This is a genomic window from Streptomyces sp. F001 (assembly GCF_004187715.1).
In the GTDB taxonomy this organism is placed as follows: Bacteria; Actinomycetota; Actinomycetes; order Streptomycetales; family Streptomycetaceae; genus Streptomyces; species Streptomyces flavusporus.
In genome coordinates this window covers 342,610-356,224 of the sequence record NZ_QZWF01000004.1, presented here as the reverse complement: position 1 = coordinate 356,224, position 13,615 = coordinate 342,610, and the positions used below count along the sequence as shown (strand labels likewise).

Here is a 13,615-nt window from a genome sequence, read left to right as displayed (position 1 = left end):
CGGGTAGTTAGCGTTTTCGCAGGTCACGCAAGGGGGCCGTTTCCCGCGTGACTGCCGCGTAGCGCCCGGTGCGGACCCTCTTGATCATTCCCTTCTCGGTCCAGCGGGCGAGTTGTCGATAGGTGGCGACGAGGGTGGCGTCGCCGAGGAGTTCGGCGATCTCCCGTGAGCGCCATAGCCGTTCGGGTTCTGCCTGCAGGATGGCCAGGACACGTGTCATGCGGTTGCTGCTCTGGCCGGGGCCGACGTACTGGGGGACCGTGGTCGTGGGCAGTGCGGGCTCCGGCGCCGGCGGCGGCAGGAGAGTGATCACCGTCGAGGTCACGGTCTTGCTGGCGTCGGGGCGGCCGTCCAGTTTCCTTTCCGCGTAGCGGGAGATGGGGGACTTCACCTTGCGGGTGCTGACGCGGCCCCGGCGTGCGGGCGATAGCGCCGACAGGACGCGTCGGCCGATCTCCCCGGTGCCCTGCTCGAAGACTCCTTCCGCGCATACCAGCAGGTCACGGGCGGTCTGGAGGGCGACGGTGAACCCGCAGCGGTCGGGATCGGTGCCTGGCTGGGACTCCGCCGCCTGGACCATGGTGCGTCGCAGAACCTGGTAGAGGGCGAGCACGGCCCACACCTCCTGCTCGACGCCGGCCGGGTCGTGCGAGCGCAGGACACGCCCGTGCAGGATGGTGTGGCGCAAGGCGTAGTAGGCGCTCTCGTGCTCCCAACGCTCGTGATACAGGCACACGAGGCGGTCGGCGGGGTAGCGGCGGGCGTCCAGGAGCGTGGTCACCAGACGGTAGGAGCCTCGAAGGTGCTGCCATCGGTGCAGGTGATACTCACCTGGGCTTCGATGATGCGCACCGGGACGCCGCCGATGACCGAGAGGTAGGAGGAGTCGGCGAGAGTTTGAAGGACTGGTGGGCGGCGGCGCTGGCGGATGCGGCCCAGGACCTGTGCGCCGGTGGCGTGCGCGGCGGTGAGGAAGTCGTTGCTGTCGAAGCCCCGGTCCCACAGCACCAGCATCTCGGGGCTCAGATGGTGCAACAGCCTGGTGGCGTAGGAGGTTTCACCCTCCCGGGTGGGACCGAAAACCGCTGCGATGACGGCCCGGGTGCCGGTCTCGACCAGCGTCATCAGCTCGACCTGGGGATACCCGCCGTGGGGGCACCGCCCCAGCCAGCCCCGGTTGCGTTCGCTGTCAGGCACCTTGATCGAGCTGCAGCCGTCGAACGACACTGTCCGATACGGGCCGAACCGCACTCCCGGCATGGTTGGCCGGGCCAACGGCCCGGCCAACACCTCGAACAACGCACGCACCGGCGCGCTGCCGAGTCGGCGGCGCAGATCACGGAGTGCCTTCGTGCTCGGGCGGACAACCGGCATCCCCGACAGGCCGGCCGTCAGCTTGGCCCAGACGAGCCGGTAGCCGACCTCGGGGAACATGCACATCGCCAGCAGGAAGTAGACCCCGACCCGCGAGGGCAGATCCCGCAGCCGCCGCTGCACGACCCTCGTCTCCGACAAGACCGCGTCGACCAGCTCGAACGGCACGATCGCCGTCAGCTCCCCCAGATGACCCGGCGCGAACCGGCCCGCGGCCACAGTGACCGTACGGGTGATGGTCGCCAGCGGCGACGGCAGGACACAATGACCGGGCAACGGAGCTCCTTCGGCAACAAGCTGTCTTGGACGACTGCCTGTACCAACGAGCTCCGTTGCTCCGTGGCAGGACCTTCTCAACTCCCTTGTGTGACCTGCGAAAACGCTAACTACCCGGCCTTGGAAGTTTCCCCGTGATGTTGGACACTCGATGCTTACGCCACGAGGGCGTGTCCTTGTTCGTGTCGTTGCCGGATCTCCAGCGGGGTGAGGTAGCCCCAGACCGGATGCTTCCGCAGTCGCCGGCGGTTGTAGAAGGTCTCGATGAAGGCGAAGACCTCCGCTCGGGCGCTCGCCCGGTCCGGCCAGCAGCGGGTGCCGATCTCTTCCTTCAGCAGTGCGAAGAATGACTCGGCGGCGGCGTTGTCGAAGCACGAGCCGGTGCGGCCCATGCTCTGCCGCAGCCCCAACCGGCATATCTCGCGGCGGAGTTCGTCGGAGGTGTATTCGCTGCCGCGGTCCGAATGCGCGATGCAGCCGGGCTGGAGCCGGCTGCGTGCGGCAGCCATGACCAGCGCGTCGACGACCAGCGAGGCGCGGTGGTGGTCGGCCATGGAGTAGCCGACGATCTCGCGGGTCGCCAGATCGAGCCAGGTCGCCAGGTAGAGCCAGCCCTCCTCGGTGGCGATGAAGGTGATGTCGCCGACGAGCTTCATCCCGGGTGCCGGGGCGGTGAAGTCCCGCCCGAGCAGGTCCGCCGCGGGCACGGCCCTCTTGGCCGGGCGGGTCAGCGACCGGCGCCTGCGGCGGGTCACGCCGGCGATGCCGCGCTCGCGCATGACGCGCTCGATGCGCTTGCGGTTGATCCGGTGCCCGAGCCGGCGCAGCTCAGCATGGATCCGCGGCACCCCGTAGGCGCGGCGGGAGGCGAGGTGCAGCACGGTGATCTCGTGCGCCAGGGCGTCGTCGGCAGCCTGCTTCGCCCGCCGGGTCTTCTCGCCGGCCAGCCACGCGTAGAAGGAGGAGCGGGCCACCTTCAGCAGCCGGCACAGAAGAGCGACGCCATGGATGGTCTTCTCCGCCTCGATGAACGCGTACACATCGCTCATCGATCGCTCTCCTTCGCGAAGAAGACCGCCGCTTTTCGCAGCACCTCGATCGTCTCCGCCTGCTCGGCGGCCAACCTCCGCAGCCGGCGCAGCTCTTCGCGCTCGGCCGTCGTCAGCTCTCCCGGCGCCCCCTGCCCGCGGTCGATCGTGTCCTGCTTGACCCAGTTCCGCAGTCCCTCAGCGCTGACCCCGAGCTCCCGGGCCACCTCGGTGACGGTCTTCCCGGAGGAGCGCACGAGCGCGACCGCGTCCCGTTTGAACTCCTCCGTGTACCGCCTGCTGCGGTTGCTCTTGCTTCCCACCTGGTGCTACTTCCTCTGGAACCTCACGTCCCAGTCTCCAGGTGTCCGTGATCAAGGGGAAGCTTCACCGCCCGTGAGGGCCTGCTCGACCGCAACGCCTATGACAAGGCGGCGAGTTCCCCGGTGGAGGAGGCTCAGCAGGTGACGGTCGCCGCCTGACCGGGCGCCGCCGGTGCTGCGCGGACCGTACGCTGATCCCCATGGGTGCCGTGAAGACCAAGCGGATGCCGCGTGCGGTCCGTGAGCAGCAGATGCTGGATGCCGCCGTGCAGACCTTCGGACAGCGGGGGTACATGGCCGCGTCGATGGACGACATCGCCGAACTCGCGGGCGTGTCCAAGCCGTTGGTGTACCTCTACCTCAACTCCAAGGACGACCTCTTCACGGCCTGCATCCGCCGCGAGGCCAAGGCGCTCACCGCCGCCGTCCGGGCCGGCGTGCACCCCGAACTGCCCGCCGACCGCCAGCTCTGGGAAGGCCTGCTGGCGTTCTTCACCCACACCGCCCGCCACCCCGACGGCTGGTCGGTACTGCACCTCCAGGCCCGCACCCACGGCGAGACCTTCGCCGCCGAGGTCACCGCGATGCGTACGGAGATCGTCACGTTCGTGACGCAGCTGATCGCCGACGCCGCCCGCGAGGCCCACCGGGACCCGGATCTGCCCGACAAGGAGGTCGCCGGGCTGGCCGAGGCCCTGGTCGGCGCCGCCGAGTCGCTGGCCACCTGGGCCAACGCCACTCCCGGCGTCACGGCCCGGCAGGCGGCGGCGACCCTGATGAACTTCGCCTGGGCGGGGCTGGGCGACCTGATGGCGGGGCGGGCCTGGTCACCGCCGCCCGCGTGAGGTGAGCGGGAGCACCTCGCCGGTCACACACCGGCGTTCCCCGCTCCGGAGCTCGAACCGCCCGCCGTCCGCCGCGTACGTCACCGTCCCCGGCAGCAGCACCGGCGCCCGGAACTGCGCCCGCACCAGCACCGCCTCGGGCGTCCCGTGCGCGGCGAGGCAGCGGGCCACCGTCCACATGCCGTGCGCGAGGGGCCGGCGGAAGCCGAACAGGCGGGCGGTGAGCGGATACAGGTGGATCGGGTTGCGGTCGCCGGAGACGGCACCGTACCGCCGCCCGATGTCACTGCCGAGCCGCCACTCGGCGCGGACCGGCAGCGGGGCGCGCTCGGTCCCGGTCGAGGGCCGGGCATCGGTGCGGTGCCGCGCGAGATAGGTGCTCCTCGACTCCCATACGACCTCCCCGCCGGCCCGCGCCTCGGTCACGACCGTCGCCTCCGTTCCGCGCCGGTGCGGAGCCAGTCCGTCGACGCACACGGCGAGTTCGTACGCCCCGGTGGCCGGGAGCGCGGCATGGCGGCTGATCTCCACCGAGGTGTGGACCAGGCCGAGCAGCGGCAGCGGGAAGTGCCGGTCGCTCATCAGGCGCATGGCGAGCGGGAAGCCCAGGACGTGCGGATACGTGAGGGGCAGGGCGTCCTCCCCGGTCGGGAAGCCGCACACCCGCTCGTAGGCGGCGAGCCGGGCCAGGTCGACGCGTACGCCGGACAGGACGAGGCGGGTACGGGGGAAGCCGGCGCCCGGGCGGGGCTGTTTGAAGGGGGAGAGCAGCGCGCCCCGCGCGAGGGAGCGGACCTGGCCGGATGCGGTGCCGGTACAGCTCAGGTGGCGGTCGGCCATGGGTACCCCCTGTCCTCACTGTTTACTCTGGAGTAAGGTTACCGCAGGTAAGTCCAAGCCCTGTCCGGCCCCGAGCTGCACACCCCCGTCCCCGGACCACCTCGGAAGCACCCCCGAACCCGCGCAATCTCCCCACGCGGGCCCCGTAGGATCTCCGCCCACCGGCGGCCGACGGACGAGCCGCGCCGCCGCCGGTGAACGCCTTCGTGCGCACCACGCGTACCTCATGCAGCGAGCAGTGCCGAAGTCGTCGCTGCAGGCCCCAGGAGCTGCCCATGCCCATCTCGTACTCGTCTGCCCCTTTACCGCCGGAGTCGTCCGACCCGTACACGGCCGCGTCGCTCGAGTACGACCCCGACGGCGGGCCGGTCCTTGTGGAGCCTGAGATACGGCGGCTGGACGGGGAGGTGCGGGAAGTGGCCGTACCGCCGCTGGTGCCGCCGGTGTCGCACGGTTCGCTGGCCGACCTGCCGTTCGAGAACGCGGACGCGGCGCCCGGACATCCGGTGCTCAGCCGCCGCACCGAGGACGGGAGTTGGGCGGACGTGACCGCGGCTCAGTTCGCCGCGCAGGTGCTGGCCGTGGCGAAGGGGATGATCGCCGAGGGGCTGATGCCGGGCGACCGGATCGCGGTCATGGCGCGCACGTCGTACGAGTGGACGCTCCTCGACTTCGCCGCCTGGGCGGCCGGCCTGGTGACCGTCCCGGTGTACCCCACCTCGTCGGTCTTCCAGACCCGCTGGATCCTCCAGGACTCCGGCGCGGTGGCGCTGGCCGCGGAGACGGTCGGCCAGGCGGCCGCGCTCGGCCCCGAGCGGGAGCATCTGACCGATCTGAAGCACATGTGGGTCATCGAGAAGGGCCATGTGGACCGCCTGGCGGAGCTCGGCCAGTCCGTGCCGGACACCGAAGTGGACGTACGGCGCGGCATGCTGGGCCCGGACACCCTGGCCACCCTCGTCTACACCTCGGGCACCACCGGCCGTCCCAAGGGCTGCGCGCTCACGCACGGCAACTTCCTGGCGGAGGTCGACAACGCGATCGAACTCCTCTACCCCGTCTTCAAGGCCCGCACCGACGCGGAGCCCTCCACCCTCCTCTTCCTCCCCCTCTCGCACGTCTTCGGCCGCATGGTGTCGGTGGCCTGCGTCCGCGCGCGAGTGCGGATCGGCCACGCGCCCAGCCTGAAGTCGGAGGACCTGGTGGCCGACCTGGCGAGCTTCCGGCCGACCTTCCTCATCGCCATCCCGTACATGCTGGAGAAGATCTTCAACAGCGCCCGCGCGACAGCCGAACGCGGCGGCAAGGCAGCGGCCTTCGACCGTGCGGCGAAGGTGGCACGCCGCTACGGCGAGGCGGCGGAGGCCAGGGCGAGCGGCACCGGCCCCGGCCCCGGCGCCTCTCTCAAGGCGGCCCGCGCCCTCTACGACACCCTCGTCTACCGCCGGATCCGCAACGCGCTGGGCGGCAGGGTCCGTTACGTCATCTGCGGAGGCTCGCCCCTGGGCCGCGACCTGGCCGCGTTCTACGCGGGCGCGGGCATCGACGTCTACGACGGCTACGGCCTCACCGAGACGACCGGCGCGGCGACCGTGACACCGCCGCTCAAACCCCGCCTCGGCACCGTCGGCTGGCCCCTGCCCGGCACGCGCATCCGCATCGCAGCGGACGGCGAGATACTGCTCGCCGGCGGCCAGGTCTTCCGCGGCTACTGGGACCCGTATGCAGGCGGCGTCGTCCCGGCAACGCCCGACGGCTGGTTCCCGACCGGCGACATCGGCCGGCTGGACGACGAGGGCTACCTCACCATCACCGGCCGGAAGAAGGAGATCCTGATCACGGCAGGCGGCAAGAACGTGGCCCCGGCCCCGCTGGAGAACTGGCTGCGCTCGCACCCCCTGATCTCCCAGTGCATCGTCCTGGGCGAGCGCCGCCCCTACATCACCGCCCTGATCACCCTCGACACCGACGGCATCACCCACTGGCGCCAGATGAACGGCAAGCACCCCGTACCGCCGGAACTCCTCGTGACCGACGACGAGTTGCACACGGTGTTGCAGCGTGCGGTGGACGAGGCCAACAAGCTGGTGTCGCGCCCGGAGTCCATCCGCCGCTTCGCCGTCCTCCCCGTGGACTTCACCGAGGCCGCCGGTCATCTGACCCCGTCGATGAAGCTGCGCCGGGAGGCGATCCTGCGGGACTTCGCCGGGGAGGTGGAGGCGCTGTACGAAAGCTAGCGGGCGAGCCTCGGCCCTGCCGGGTTCTTGGAGTCGTGGATGTGGATGGCGTGGGGGCAGATGGCGACCTCTACGCCTTCGCCGCTGCTGTAGCTCGACTTGCGTCAGGTGTAGGCGACTTCGAACTCCGCCTTCTGCTCCTCCCCGAGGACACCCTGCGGATCGAGGTGAGCGACGCGCGAGGTGACCGCAGACTGAGGTTCGTGACGGATCCGGACGCCGAGTCAGGACGGGGCCTGGTCCTCGTAACCCTGCTCTCGCTCGCCTGGGGCGTCAGTGAACGCGACGTCAGCAAGACGGTCTGGGCCGAGCTGTCTCTCAAGGAGCCACGGTCTCCGCGAACGCCCGTGCCAGAGAGCTCAGCGCGTCCCAGCGGCGGACTGCCCAGCCGACGGTGAGGGGGCGGAGGGCTGGGAGGGGGATCAGGCGCAAGTCACCGTTGGCTGCAGGGCTGCCGGGGCCGTTGATCCGCAGGCCGGGCAGTGCCGGGACCACCGCCCTGCCCAGCCCCAGTTCCGCCAGCAGCAACGCCGTGTCCCAGTCGGCGACACTCGTGTCGAAGCCGAGACGGATGCCCAGCTCGGCGCAGCAGGCGTCCAGGTGGGCGGCGGACGTCGAGTTCGGGGGGAGGCGGATCAGGCGGAGGCCGGTCAGGTCCTGGACGTCCGCGTACGGGCGGTCGGCCAGCGAGTCGTCGGCCCGTACCGCCAGCACCCACGGCAGGTCGACCACCGGCCGCTGCTCGATGCCGCGCACCGGAGGGCCGAGGGTCACCCAGGCGAGGTCCAGCTCGCTGTCGGTGAGTGCGTCGAAGCAGGCGCGGCTCGAACTCTCCGTACGGAACTCCAGGTTGACCTCGGGATGGCGCCGGCGGAAGGCGACCACCGCGTCGGCCATGAAGTGCCGTACGGTCGTCGCCCCGGTGGCCACCCGGACCGAGCCGCGCTCACCGTCGGCCAGCTCCCGCAGCCGCCGCAGCGCGAGATCCAGCCCGGCGAGCCCTTCCGTGGCCGCGGCTTCGAGCACCCGCCCGGCCTGCGTCACCGTCACTCCACGCGGCTGCCGCTCCAGCAGACCGACCCCGGTCTCCCGCTCCAGCCGCTTCACGTGCTGGCTCACGGCCGACTGAGTGCACCCCAGCTCCCGCGCCACCGCACTGAGACTGCCGGCCCGGCACACCGCCACGAACACACGCAGGTCTTCAAGGGTCACAACTCCAAGCTAACACTTGGGTTTTGGCAGCAATCCCAAGGATTGACTGGCCCTGCGGGCTGTACGACGATCTTCATCAGGGCCCAGGGCGGCAACCCGCTCCCCACGTCCACCGGCGTCCGGATCCGGGGAGGCAGGGGCAGCGGGTGCCGACCCGCCCCCAGCCCTCGTCGCGAAAGGACGCCCCCGTGCCGTCTTCCCACGACCGAGCCACGGCGCTGCTACAGCAACTCGGCGCCGAGTCCGTGCCCCATCCCGGCGGCACGCTCCTCACGCACCTCGACCGCGTCCGCATCCGGCTCGCCGGCTGGCAGGCCCGACCCGCCCTCCAACTCGCCGGGTTCTGCCACGCGCTCTACGGCACGGACGGCTTCCCCCAAGCCCTGCTTCCGCTGCATCGCCGTACCGCGGTCGCCGCCGCCCTCGGTTCCGAGGCCGAGGGGCTCGTGTATCTCTACGCGAGCTGCGATCGGCAGGCCACTTACCCGGTCCTGCCCGACGGCCCGTTCCACGACCGCTTCACGGAGGCCTCCCGTACCCCTTCGCTCGCCGTGCTTCGTGACTTCGCGGAGCTCACTGCAGCGAACGAACTCGACCTCGCCGCCCACGACCCGGAATTCCGCACCCGTTACGGCGCCGACCTCCTCGCCCTCTTCACCCGCTTCCGGCCGCTGCTGAGCGGGGCGGCCTGGGACGACTGCGTTGCGGTGCTCGGGGGCAGGCCCTAGCCGGCGGAGTCGGCACGGCGGCCGGGGCGTGGGGGCCGTACGACGTGTACGTCGACGTGCACGAGCAGGTCCCCGCGGCCGTCGGCTTGGGAGCGTGGTACACCCAGTCCCGGTAGGCGGAGCCTCTGCCCGCTGCGGATGCCCGCGGGAACGCGGATGGGCTTTCGGCCGTCCAGCAGTACGGCAGCGAGTCCGGCGCAGTCCTGGCGCGGCGAGCGCAGCGTCCCGAGTGCCGAGTTCTCGTAGGCGCCGGTGGCGATCAGCAGCGCGTCCCGTCGGCCCGCACCTCTCGTGGGGTCATTCATCCGTCCTGCCCTCGGGCGGAGTCGTCCGCGGCGGCCAGGAAGGCGTCGACCAGGCGCTGTTGCTGTTCGGGCGTGGCGTTGCCGAGTTCGACGGAATGCCCGTTCAGCTCCACCTTGACGGTGCGGACGGGGCGGGTCTGCATCCACGTCTCGACCAGACGCAGCACAGGCCGGAGCAGGGCGGGCGCGAGGCCGACGGCGAGGGCGCCGACCGCGAGCAGTTCGCCCGGCTTGGCACCGGCCGGCGCCTCACCGCCGTCTCGGACGGGTCGTACGTCGTCCACGTCGAGTTCGAGAAGGAGCTGTCGCAGCCGACCGGTCAGGGCGTCCAGTTCCTCCGCGTCCACATCCGCCCACCCGAAACGGTCAGACGCAGATCCTCGCTCGTCAGGCCCCCTCCTGTGTCACCCTCCACCCGAACCACCAGGGTATCGATGAAGTAGCCCTGGGATCAGGGAAGTTGTGGATCAGCAGGCGTCCATGCCGGTGCCCCGGAGGCCGGGCTTGCGGGCGATGAGATACGCCTGCGCGGTCGACTCCCCGAGCTCCTCTTCCGCCTCCCGCACCGTCCGCGCCCGCATCTCGAAACCGGCCCCGACCAGCAGCTCGGCGATCCGATCCGGCTGTCGGCGTTCGAAATCCAGGGAGACGGGGTGCCCGAAGGGCCGGTCGAGGCGGCGTGGGCGGTCGCCGACTTGGAAGGCGAGGAACAGATGGCCAGCCGGAGCCAGGACACGGGCGAACTCCGCAAAAAGGCCGGGCAGCCGGTCCACAGGGGTGTGGATGGAGGAGTAGTAGGACACGACGCCTGCGAGGTGACCGTCGGGCAGGTCCAGGTCCAGCATCGAACCCTGCTCGAAGCGCAGGCCGGGATTCTCACGCCGGGCGATGGCGAGCATCGACGCCGACAGATCGAGCCCGAACACCGACAGGCCGAGCGAGGCGAGGTACGCCGTCACCTGCCCCGGTCCGCACCCCAGGTCGGCCACCTCACCGCCATCGCCCACGAGTTCCGCGTACGCGGCCAGCACGGCCCGGTCCATCGGCCTGGCCGCCAGCCCGTCCTGGAACCGGTCGGCGTAGTCCTCGGCAACGGCGTCGTAGAAGTCCCGGGTGGTGGTCAGGAAGTCGCTGTCAGTCATGGTCGGCGACCTTATCCACTCCCACTGACAACCGGCCGCGCGCCTGAGGCCACTGCCGTCAAAGGAGAGGGGGGAAGGAATTCTCGGAGAATTCACCTCGGGATGCTCTGGCTGCTCGGGAGGCTCGGGCTACTCGGGAAAAGGCAGGAGCCCCATCGCCGAAGGCGCGGGGCTCCTTGGGTACTGCGCTCGATCCGGATCGGAGGATCAGATCATCAGATCAGACCGGGGTGACGTTCTCCGCCTGCGGGCCCTTCGGGCCCTGGGTGACGTCGAAGGACACCTGCTGGTTCTCCTCAAGAGAGCGGAAGCCGCTCGCGTTGATCGCGGAGTAGTGGACGAAGACGTCGGGGCCGCCGCCTTCCTGGGCGATGAAACCAAAGCCCTTTTCGGCGTTGAACCACTTCACGGTTCCGGTAGCCATAAGCCCTCCTTGGGCTCAAAGGGTTGCCCTGCTCCAGAACCAGCAAGTGTGAAGATCGAGATTCTGCACAACTGCACCCGTCTGAGAACGACGAGAGCCCGCGGTCACATGCTCCGCAGGCTCTGTACTGCAAGGGAAACCAAACTGCAACTTGCGGCGAGCCTAGCACGCGGGAAGCCGAAAGCAATAGAGGTCAAGATCACGTCACCCGAACGTTTGACATCCACTACTCCAGATGACGGTGGGGCCCAGACTCGCACGTCACCCCACAGGGTCAGCGCCCGCCCGGCGGACGCTAGCCTCCGGATGTGGACATTCCTCGCACCCGGCCGCGCGTCGGCCACATCCAGTTCCTGAACTGCCTGCCCCTGTACTGGGGGCTCGCGAGAACGGGCACGCTCCTCGACTTCGAGCTGACCAAGGACACCCCGGAGAAGCTCAGCGAGCAGCTGGTGCAGGGCGACCTCGACATCGGGCCGATCACCCTCGTCGAGTTCCTGCGCAACGCCGACGACCTGGTCGCCTTCCCCGACATCGCGGTCGGCTGCGACGGGCCGGTGATGTCCTGCGTGATCGTCTCGCAGGTCCCGCTGGAGCGGCTGGACGGAGCCCGGGTCGCCCTCGGCTCCACCTCCCGCACCTCCGTACGCCTCGCGCAGCTGCTGCTCGCGGACCGTTTCGGCGTACGGCCCGACTACTACACGTGTCCGCCCGACCTCAGCCTGATGATGCAGGAGGCGGAGGCGGCGGTGCTGATCGGGGACGCGGCGCTGCGGGCCAACCTGCTCGACGGGCCGCGCTTCGGGCTGGAGGTGCACGACCTCGGTGCGTTGTGGAAGGAGTGGACCGGACTGCCGTTCGTCTTCGCCGTCTGGGCGGCCCGCCGCGACTACCTGGAACGCGAGCCCGTGATCACCCGCAAGGTGCACGAGGCCTTCCTCGCCTCCCGCAACCTCTCCCTGGAGGAGGTCGGCAAGGTCGCCGAGCAGGCCGCCCGCTGGGAGGCCTTCGACGAGCAGGTCCTGGAGCAGTACTTCACCACCCTCGACTTCCGCCTCGGCGAGCCCCAGCTGGCGGCGGTCGCGGAGTTCGCGCGGAGGGTCGGCCCGACGACCGGCTTCCCGGCGGACGTGAAGGTCGATCTGCTCCAGCCGTAGAGGATCTGCTCCAGCCGTAGGGATCTCGCGCGAGCGGCGGGACTATACGCTGCGGGACAGTGGAGGCGTACGGGGGGAAGGGGGCGCACGCCATGCAGCCGCTCGGAGTCGACGAGCCCACGAGCATCGGGCCCTACCGGCTGCTCGGCCGGCTCGGTGCGGGCGGAATGGGCCGGGTGTATCTCGGCCGCAGCGCAGGGGGCCGTACCGTCGCGGTGAAGGTCGTGCACCCGCACTTCGCGCTCGACGAGGAGTTCCGCGCCCGGTTCCGCCGCGAGGTCGAGGCCGCGCGGCGGGTGGGCGGCGCCTGGACCGCGCCGGTGCTCGACGCGGACCCGGAGGCGCCGGTGCCATGGGTCGCCACGGCGTACGCGGTGGGCCCGTCGTTGACCGCGGCGGTCACGGACGGCGGTCCGCTGCCCACGCATTCCGTACGAGTACTGGGTGCGGGCCTCGCCGAGGCGCTCGCGGCGGTGCACGAACTGGGCCTGGTGCACCGGGACGTGAAACCGTCCAACGTCCTGCTGACGCTGGACGGCCCCCTGCTGATCGACTTCGGCATCGCCCGCGCCACGGACGGCACGGCCTCCCTGACCTCCACCGGAGTCTCGGTCGGCTCGCCCGGCTACATGGCACCCGAGCAGATCCTGGGCAAAGGGGTCACCGGAGCCGCCGACGTCTTCTCACTGGGCGCGGTACTGGCGTACGCGGCAACCGGCGAGCCGCCCTTCCCCGGGGACTCCTCGGCCGCGCTGCTCTACAAGGTCGTCCACGAGGAGCCGCAGCTCGACGCCCTGGAGGGCGGGCTGTTGCGGGAGATCGTCGAGGCATGCCTGGCGAAGGAGCCGAGTGGGCGGCCGACCCCGGCGGAGGTGGCCCGGCGGCTGGCGCCCGAGGGGGCGGCGCGGCTGGTCGCGGGCGGGTGGCTGCCGGGGATGCTGGTGGAGCAGGTCAGCCGTACTGCCGTGGAGCTGCTGAATCTGGAGACGGCGACGGAGGCGGCTCCTTCGGGGCCGGTGGAATTCAGCGAGCCGGCCGTGGGGGAGTTCGGGCCGCCTCCTGTGATGCCGGGCGTCGTGCCCGAGCCGCGCCAGGCGGAGCCGGAGGACCCGGACCCGACGTCGGGCAGACGGCCCGGCAAGCTCTCCGTCACGTTCGCCGCGACGGCGGCACCGGAGGCCGGTGGGCGGGGCCGCTGGCTGAGCTGCACGGTCGCGCTCGCGGTCGCCGGGGCGCTGGCGGCGGTGACGGTGGGGTCGGTGTTCGTGTTCGACCTGCTGCCGGACGACCGTCGGGACAGTGCGGATGGGGCCGCCCCGTCCCAGTCCGCAACGCCGGGCGACTCCGCCCCGGCCACCGCCTCCGCCGTCCCCGCCCGCTACCTCGGCACCTGGGAGGGTCAGGGCACCGCCCTCGACGGCAACCTGCCCCTGGGCACGTTCCGTATCACCGTCCGGGACGCGGAGGTCGGCGAGGAGCTGGGGCGGCTCCGGCAGACCGACCAGCTGGGCGGCGTCTGTGTCGACGTACTGACCCTGAAGCAGGCGACGGAGAAGCAGCTCGTCGCGACGTCGGTGGGCGCCAAGGAGAACCACGGCGGGTGCAATCCGGCGGCGACGACGGTTCGGCTGATTCCGACGGGGGATGACCTGACGTACGAGTCGGACAGCAAGGAGTCGGGGAATCCCGAGGCGCGGATGTCGAAGGTCAAGTAGCGGCGGGCG

General features: G+C 70.8%; 15 protein-coding genes and 2 pseudogenes. 6 read left to right on the top strand and 11 right to left on the bottom strand.

What is annotated here, in order from left to right; translation table 11 throughout:
• Window positions 1-7 precede the first annotated feature (7 nt).
• From StrepF001_RS18840 to StrepF001_RS18825, 4 genes are all read right to left on the bottom strand, one after another.
• Window positions 8-781 (bottom strand): hypothetical protein, encoded by a 774-nt coding sequence (locus StrepF001_RS18840; protein ID WP_129799406.1) that lies wholly within the window; start codon window positions 779-781, stop codon window positions 8-10.
• On the bottom strand, window positions 778-1,650 hold the full coding sequence (locus tag StrepF001_RS18835; protein ID WP_165396301.1) for a transposase domain-containing protein: 873 nt from the start codon (window positions 1,648-1,650) through the stop codon (window positions 778-780). Before StrepF001_RS18835 ends, StrepF001_RS18840 begins: the two co-directional genes overlap by 4 nt.
• Before the next feature lie 155 nt (window positions 1,651-1,805).
• Window positions 1,806-2,699 (bottom strand): IS3 family transposase, encoded by an 894-nt coding sequence (locus StrepF001_RS18830; protein WP_129799404.1) that lies wholly within the window; start codon window positions 2,697-2,699, stop codon window positions 1,806-1,808.
• Window positions 2,696-3,001, bottom strand: coding sequence for a transposase (locus StrepF001_RS18825; RefSeq protein ID WP_129799403.1), 306 nt, complete (start codon window positions 2,999-3,001; stop codon window positions 2,696-2,698). Before StrepF001_RS18825 ends, StrepF001_RS18830 begins: the two co-directional genes overlap by 4 nt.
• A 200-nt stretch (window positions 3,002-3,201) precedes the next feature.
• Between StrepF001_RS18825 and StrepF001_RS18820 the strand changes: the two genes are divergently transcribed.
• On the top strand, window positions 3,202-3,846 hold the full coding sequence (locus StrepF001_RS18820) for a TetR/AcrR family transcriptional regulator (protein WP_129799402.1): 645 nt from the start codon (window positions 3,202-3,204) through the stop codon (window positions 3,844-3,846).
• Here the strand turns inward: StrepF001_RS18820 and StrepF001_RS18815 are convergent.
• Window positions 3,829-4,686: a MaoC/PaaZ C-terminal domain-containing protein gene (locus tag StrepF001_RS18815; RefSeq protein WP_129799401.1), complete on the bottom strand. Its 858-nt coding sequence runs from the start codon at window positions 4,684-4,686 to the stop codon at window positions 3,829-3,831. The two genes, StrepF001_RS18820 and StrepF001_RS18815, sit on opposite strands and share 18 nt — an antisense overlap.
• Before the next feature lie 275 nt (window positions 4,687-4,961).
• On the opposite strand from StrepF001_RS18815, the gene StrepF001_RS18810 reads away from it, so the two are divergent.
• Window positions 4,962-6,923 (top strand): AMP-dependent synthetase/ligase, encoded by a 1,962-nt coding sequence (locus StrepF001_RS18810; RefSeq protein WP_129799400.1) that lies wholly within the window; start codon window positions 4,962-4,964, stop codon window positions 6,921-6,923.
• Here the strand turns inward: StrepF001_RS18810 and StrepF001_RS48055 are convergent.
• A pseudogene (locus tag StrepF001_RS48055) lies at window positions 6,920-7,045 on the bottom strand (DUF397 domain-containing protein); the annotation flags it as partial. The gene StrepF001_RS18810 and the pseudogene StrepF001_RS48055 overlap by 4 nt on opposite strands.
• On the opposite strand from StrepF001_RS48055, the pseudogene StrepF001_RS48050 reads away from it, so the two are divergent.
• Window positions 7,040-7,321, top strand: a pseudogene (locus StrepF001_RS48050) (ATP-binding protein); the annotation flags it as partial. The pseudogenes StrepF001_RS48055 and StrepF001_RS48050 sit on opposite strands and share 6 nt — an antisense overlap.
• On the opposite strand, the gene StrepF001_RS18795 reads toward StrepF001_RS48050, so the two are convergent.
• Window positions 7,242-8,135 carry a LysR family transcriptional regulator gene (locus StrepF001_RS18795; RefSeq protein WP_129799399.1) on the bottom strand — a complete coding sequence of 298 codons (894 nt, stop codon included), beginning with the start codon at window positions 8,133-8,135 and terminating at the stop codon, window positions 7,242-7,244. The pseudogene StrepF001_RS48050 and the gene StrepF001_RS18795 overlap by 80 nt on opposite strands.
• Before the next feature lie 188 nt (window positions 8,136-8,323).
• Between StrepF001_RS18795 and StrepF001_RS18790 the strand changes: the two genes are divergently transcribed.
• Entirely contained in the window at window positions 8,324-8,863 is a 540-nt protein-coding gene (locus StrepF001_RS18790; RefSeq protein WP_129799398.1) for a DUF6817 domain-containing protein, read from the top strand.
• Here the strand turns inward: StrepF001_RS18790 and StrepF001_RS18785 are convergent.
• The 4 genes from StrepF001_RS18785 to StrepF001_RS18770 all read right to left on the bottom strand — a co-directional run bounded on the left by StrepF001_RS18785 (window position 8,860) and on the right by StrepF001_RS18770 (window position 10,734).
• A complete protein-coding gene (locus StrepF001_RS18785) occupies window positions 8,860-9,168 on the bottom strand; it encodes a DnaJ C-terminal domain-containing protein (RefSeq protein ID WP_129799397.1) in 309 nt (102 codons plus the stop codon). The genes StrepF001_RS18790 and StrepF001_RS18785 overlap by 4 nt on opposite strands.
• The gene (locus StrepF001_RS18780; protein ID WP_129799396.1) at window positions 9,165-9,515 is read right to left on the bottom strand and encodes a hypothetical protein; all 351 of its coding nucleotides are present in this window, start codon (window positions 9,513-9,515) and stop codon (window positions 9,165-9,167) included. The genes StrepF001_RS18785 and StrepF001_RS18780 overlap by 4 nt, the downstream gene beginning before the upstream one ends.
• Before the next feature lie 120 nt (window positions 9,516-9,635).
• Window positions 9,636-10,310 (bottom strand): class I SAM-dependent methyltransferase, encoded by a 675-nt coding sequence (locus tag StrepF001_RS18775; protein WP_129799395.1) that lies wholly within the window; start codon window positions 10,308-10,310, stop codon window positions 9,636-9,638.
• A gap of 220 nt (window positions 10,311-10,530) precedes the next feature.
• Entirely contained in the window at window positions 10,531-10,734 is a 204-nt protein-coding gene (locus StrepF001_RS18770) for a cold-shock protein (RefSeq protein ID WP_003992177.1), read from the bottom strand.
• Between the two features lie 308 nt (window positions 10,735-11,042).
• Here StrepF001_RS18770 and StrepF001_RS18765 point away from each other — a divergent pair, with 308 nt between their 5' ends.
• Window positions 11,043-11,891, top strand: coding sequence for a menaquinone biosynthesis protein (locus StrepF001_RS18765; protein ID WP_129799394.1), 849 nt, complete (start codon window positions 11,043-11,045; stop codon window positions 11,889-11,891).
• Between the two features lie 92 nt (window positions 11,892-11,983).
• Complete coding sequence (locus StrepF001_RS18760) at window positions 11,984-13,606, top strand: serine/threonine-protein kinase (RefSeq protein ID WP_129799393.1); 1,623 nt, start codon at window positions 11,984-11,986, stop codon at window positions 13,604-13,606.
• Window positions 13,607-13,615: the final 9 nt, after the last annotated feature.

Bases quoted from the DNA above. Each gene is read 5' to 3' on its own strand.
- StrepF001_RS18785 (WP_129799397.1), bottom strand. From the start codon at position 9,168: ATGAATGACCCCACGAGAGGTGCGGGCCGACGGGACGCGCTGCTGATC.
- StrepF001_RS18775 (WP_129799395.1), bottom strand. From the start codon at position 10,310: ATGACTGACAGCGACTTCCTGACCACCACCCGGGACTTCTACGACGCC.
- StrepF001_RS18830 (WP_129799404.1), bottom strand. From the start codon at position 2,699: ATGAGCGATGTGTACGCGTTCATCGAGGCGGAGAAGACCATCCATGGC.
- StrepF001_RS18770 (WP_003992177.1), bottom strand. From the start codon at position 10,734: ATGGCTACCGGAACCGTGAAGTGGTTCAACGCCGAAAAGGGCTTTGGT.
- StrepF001_RS18810 (WP_129799400.1), top strand. From the start codon at position 4,962: ATGCCCATCTCGTACTCGTCTGCCCCTTTACCGCCGGAGTCGTCCGAC.
- StrepF001_RS18820 (WP_129799402.1), top strand. From the start codon at position 3,202: ATGGGTGCCGTGAAGACCAAGCGGATGCCGCGTGCGGTCCGTGAGCAG.
- StrepF001_RS18815 (WP_129799401.1), bottom strand. From the start codon at position 4,686: ATGGCCGACCGCCACCTGAGCTGTACCGGCACCGCATCCGGCCAGGTC.
- StrepF001_RS18760 (WP_129799393.1), top strand. From the start codon at position 11,984: ATGCAGCCGCTCGGAGTCGACGAGCCCACGAGCATCGGGCCCTACCGG.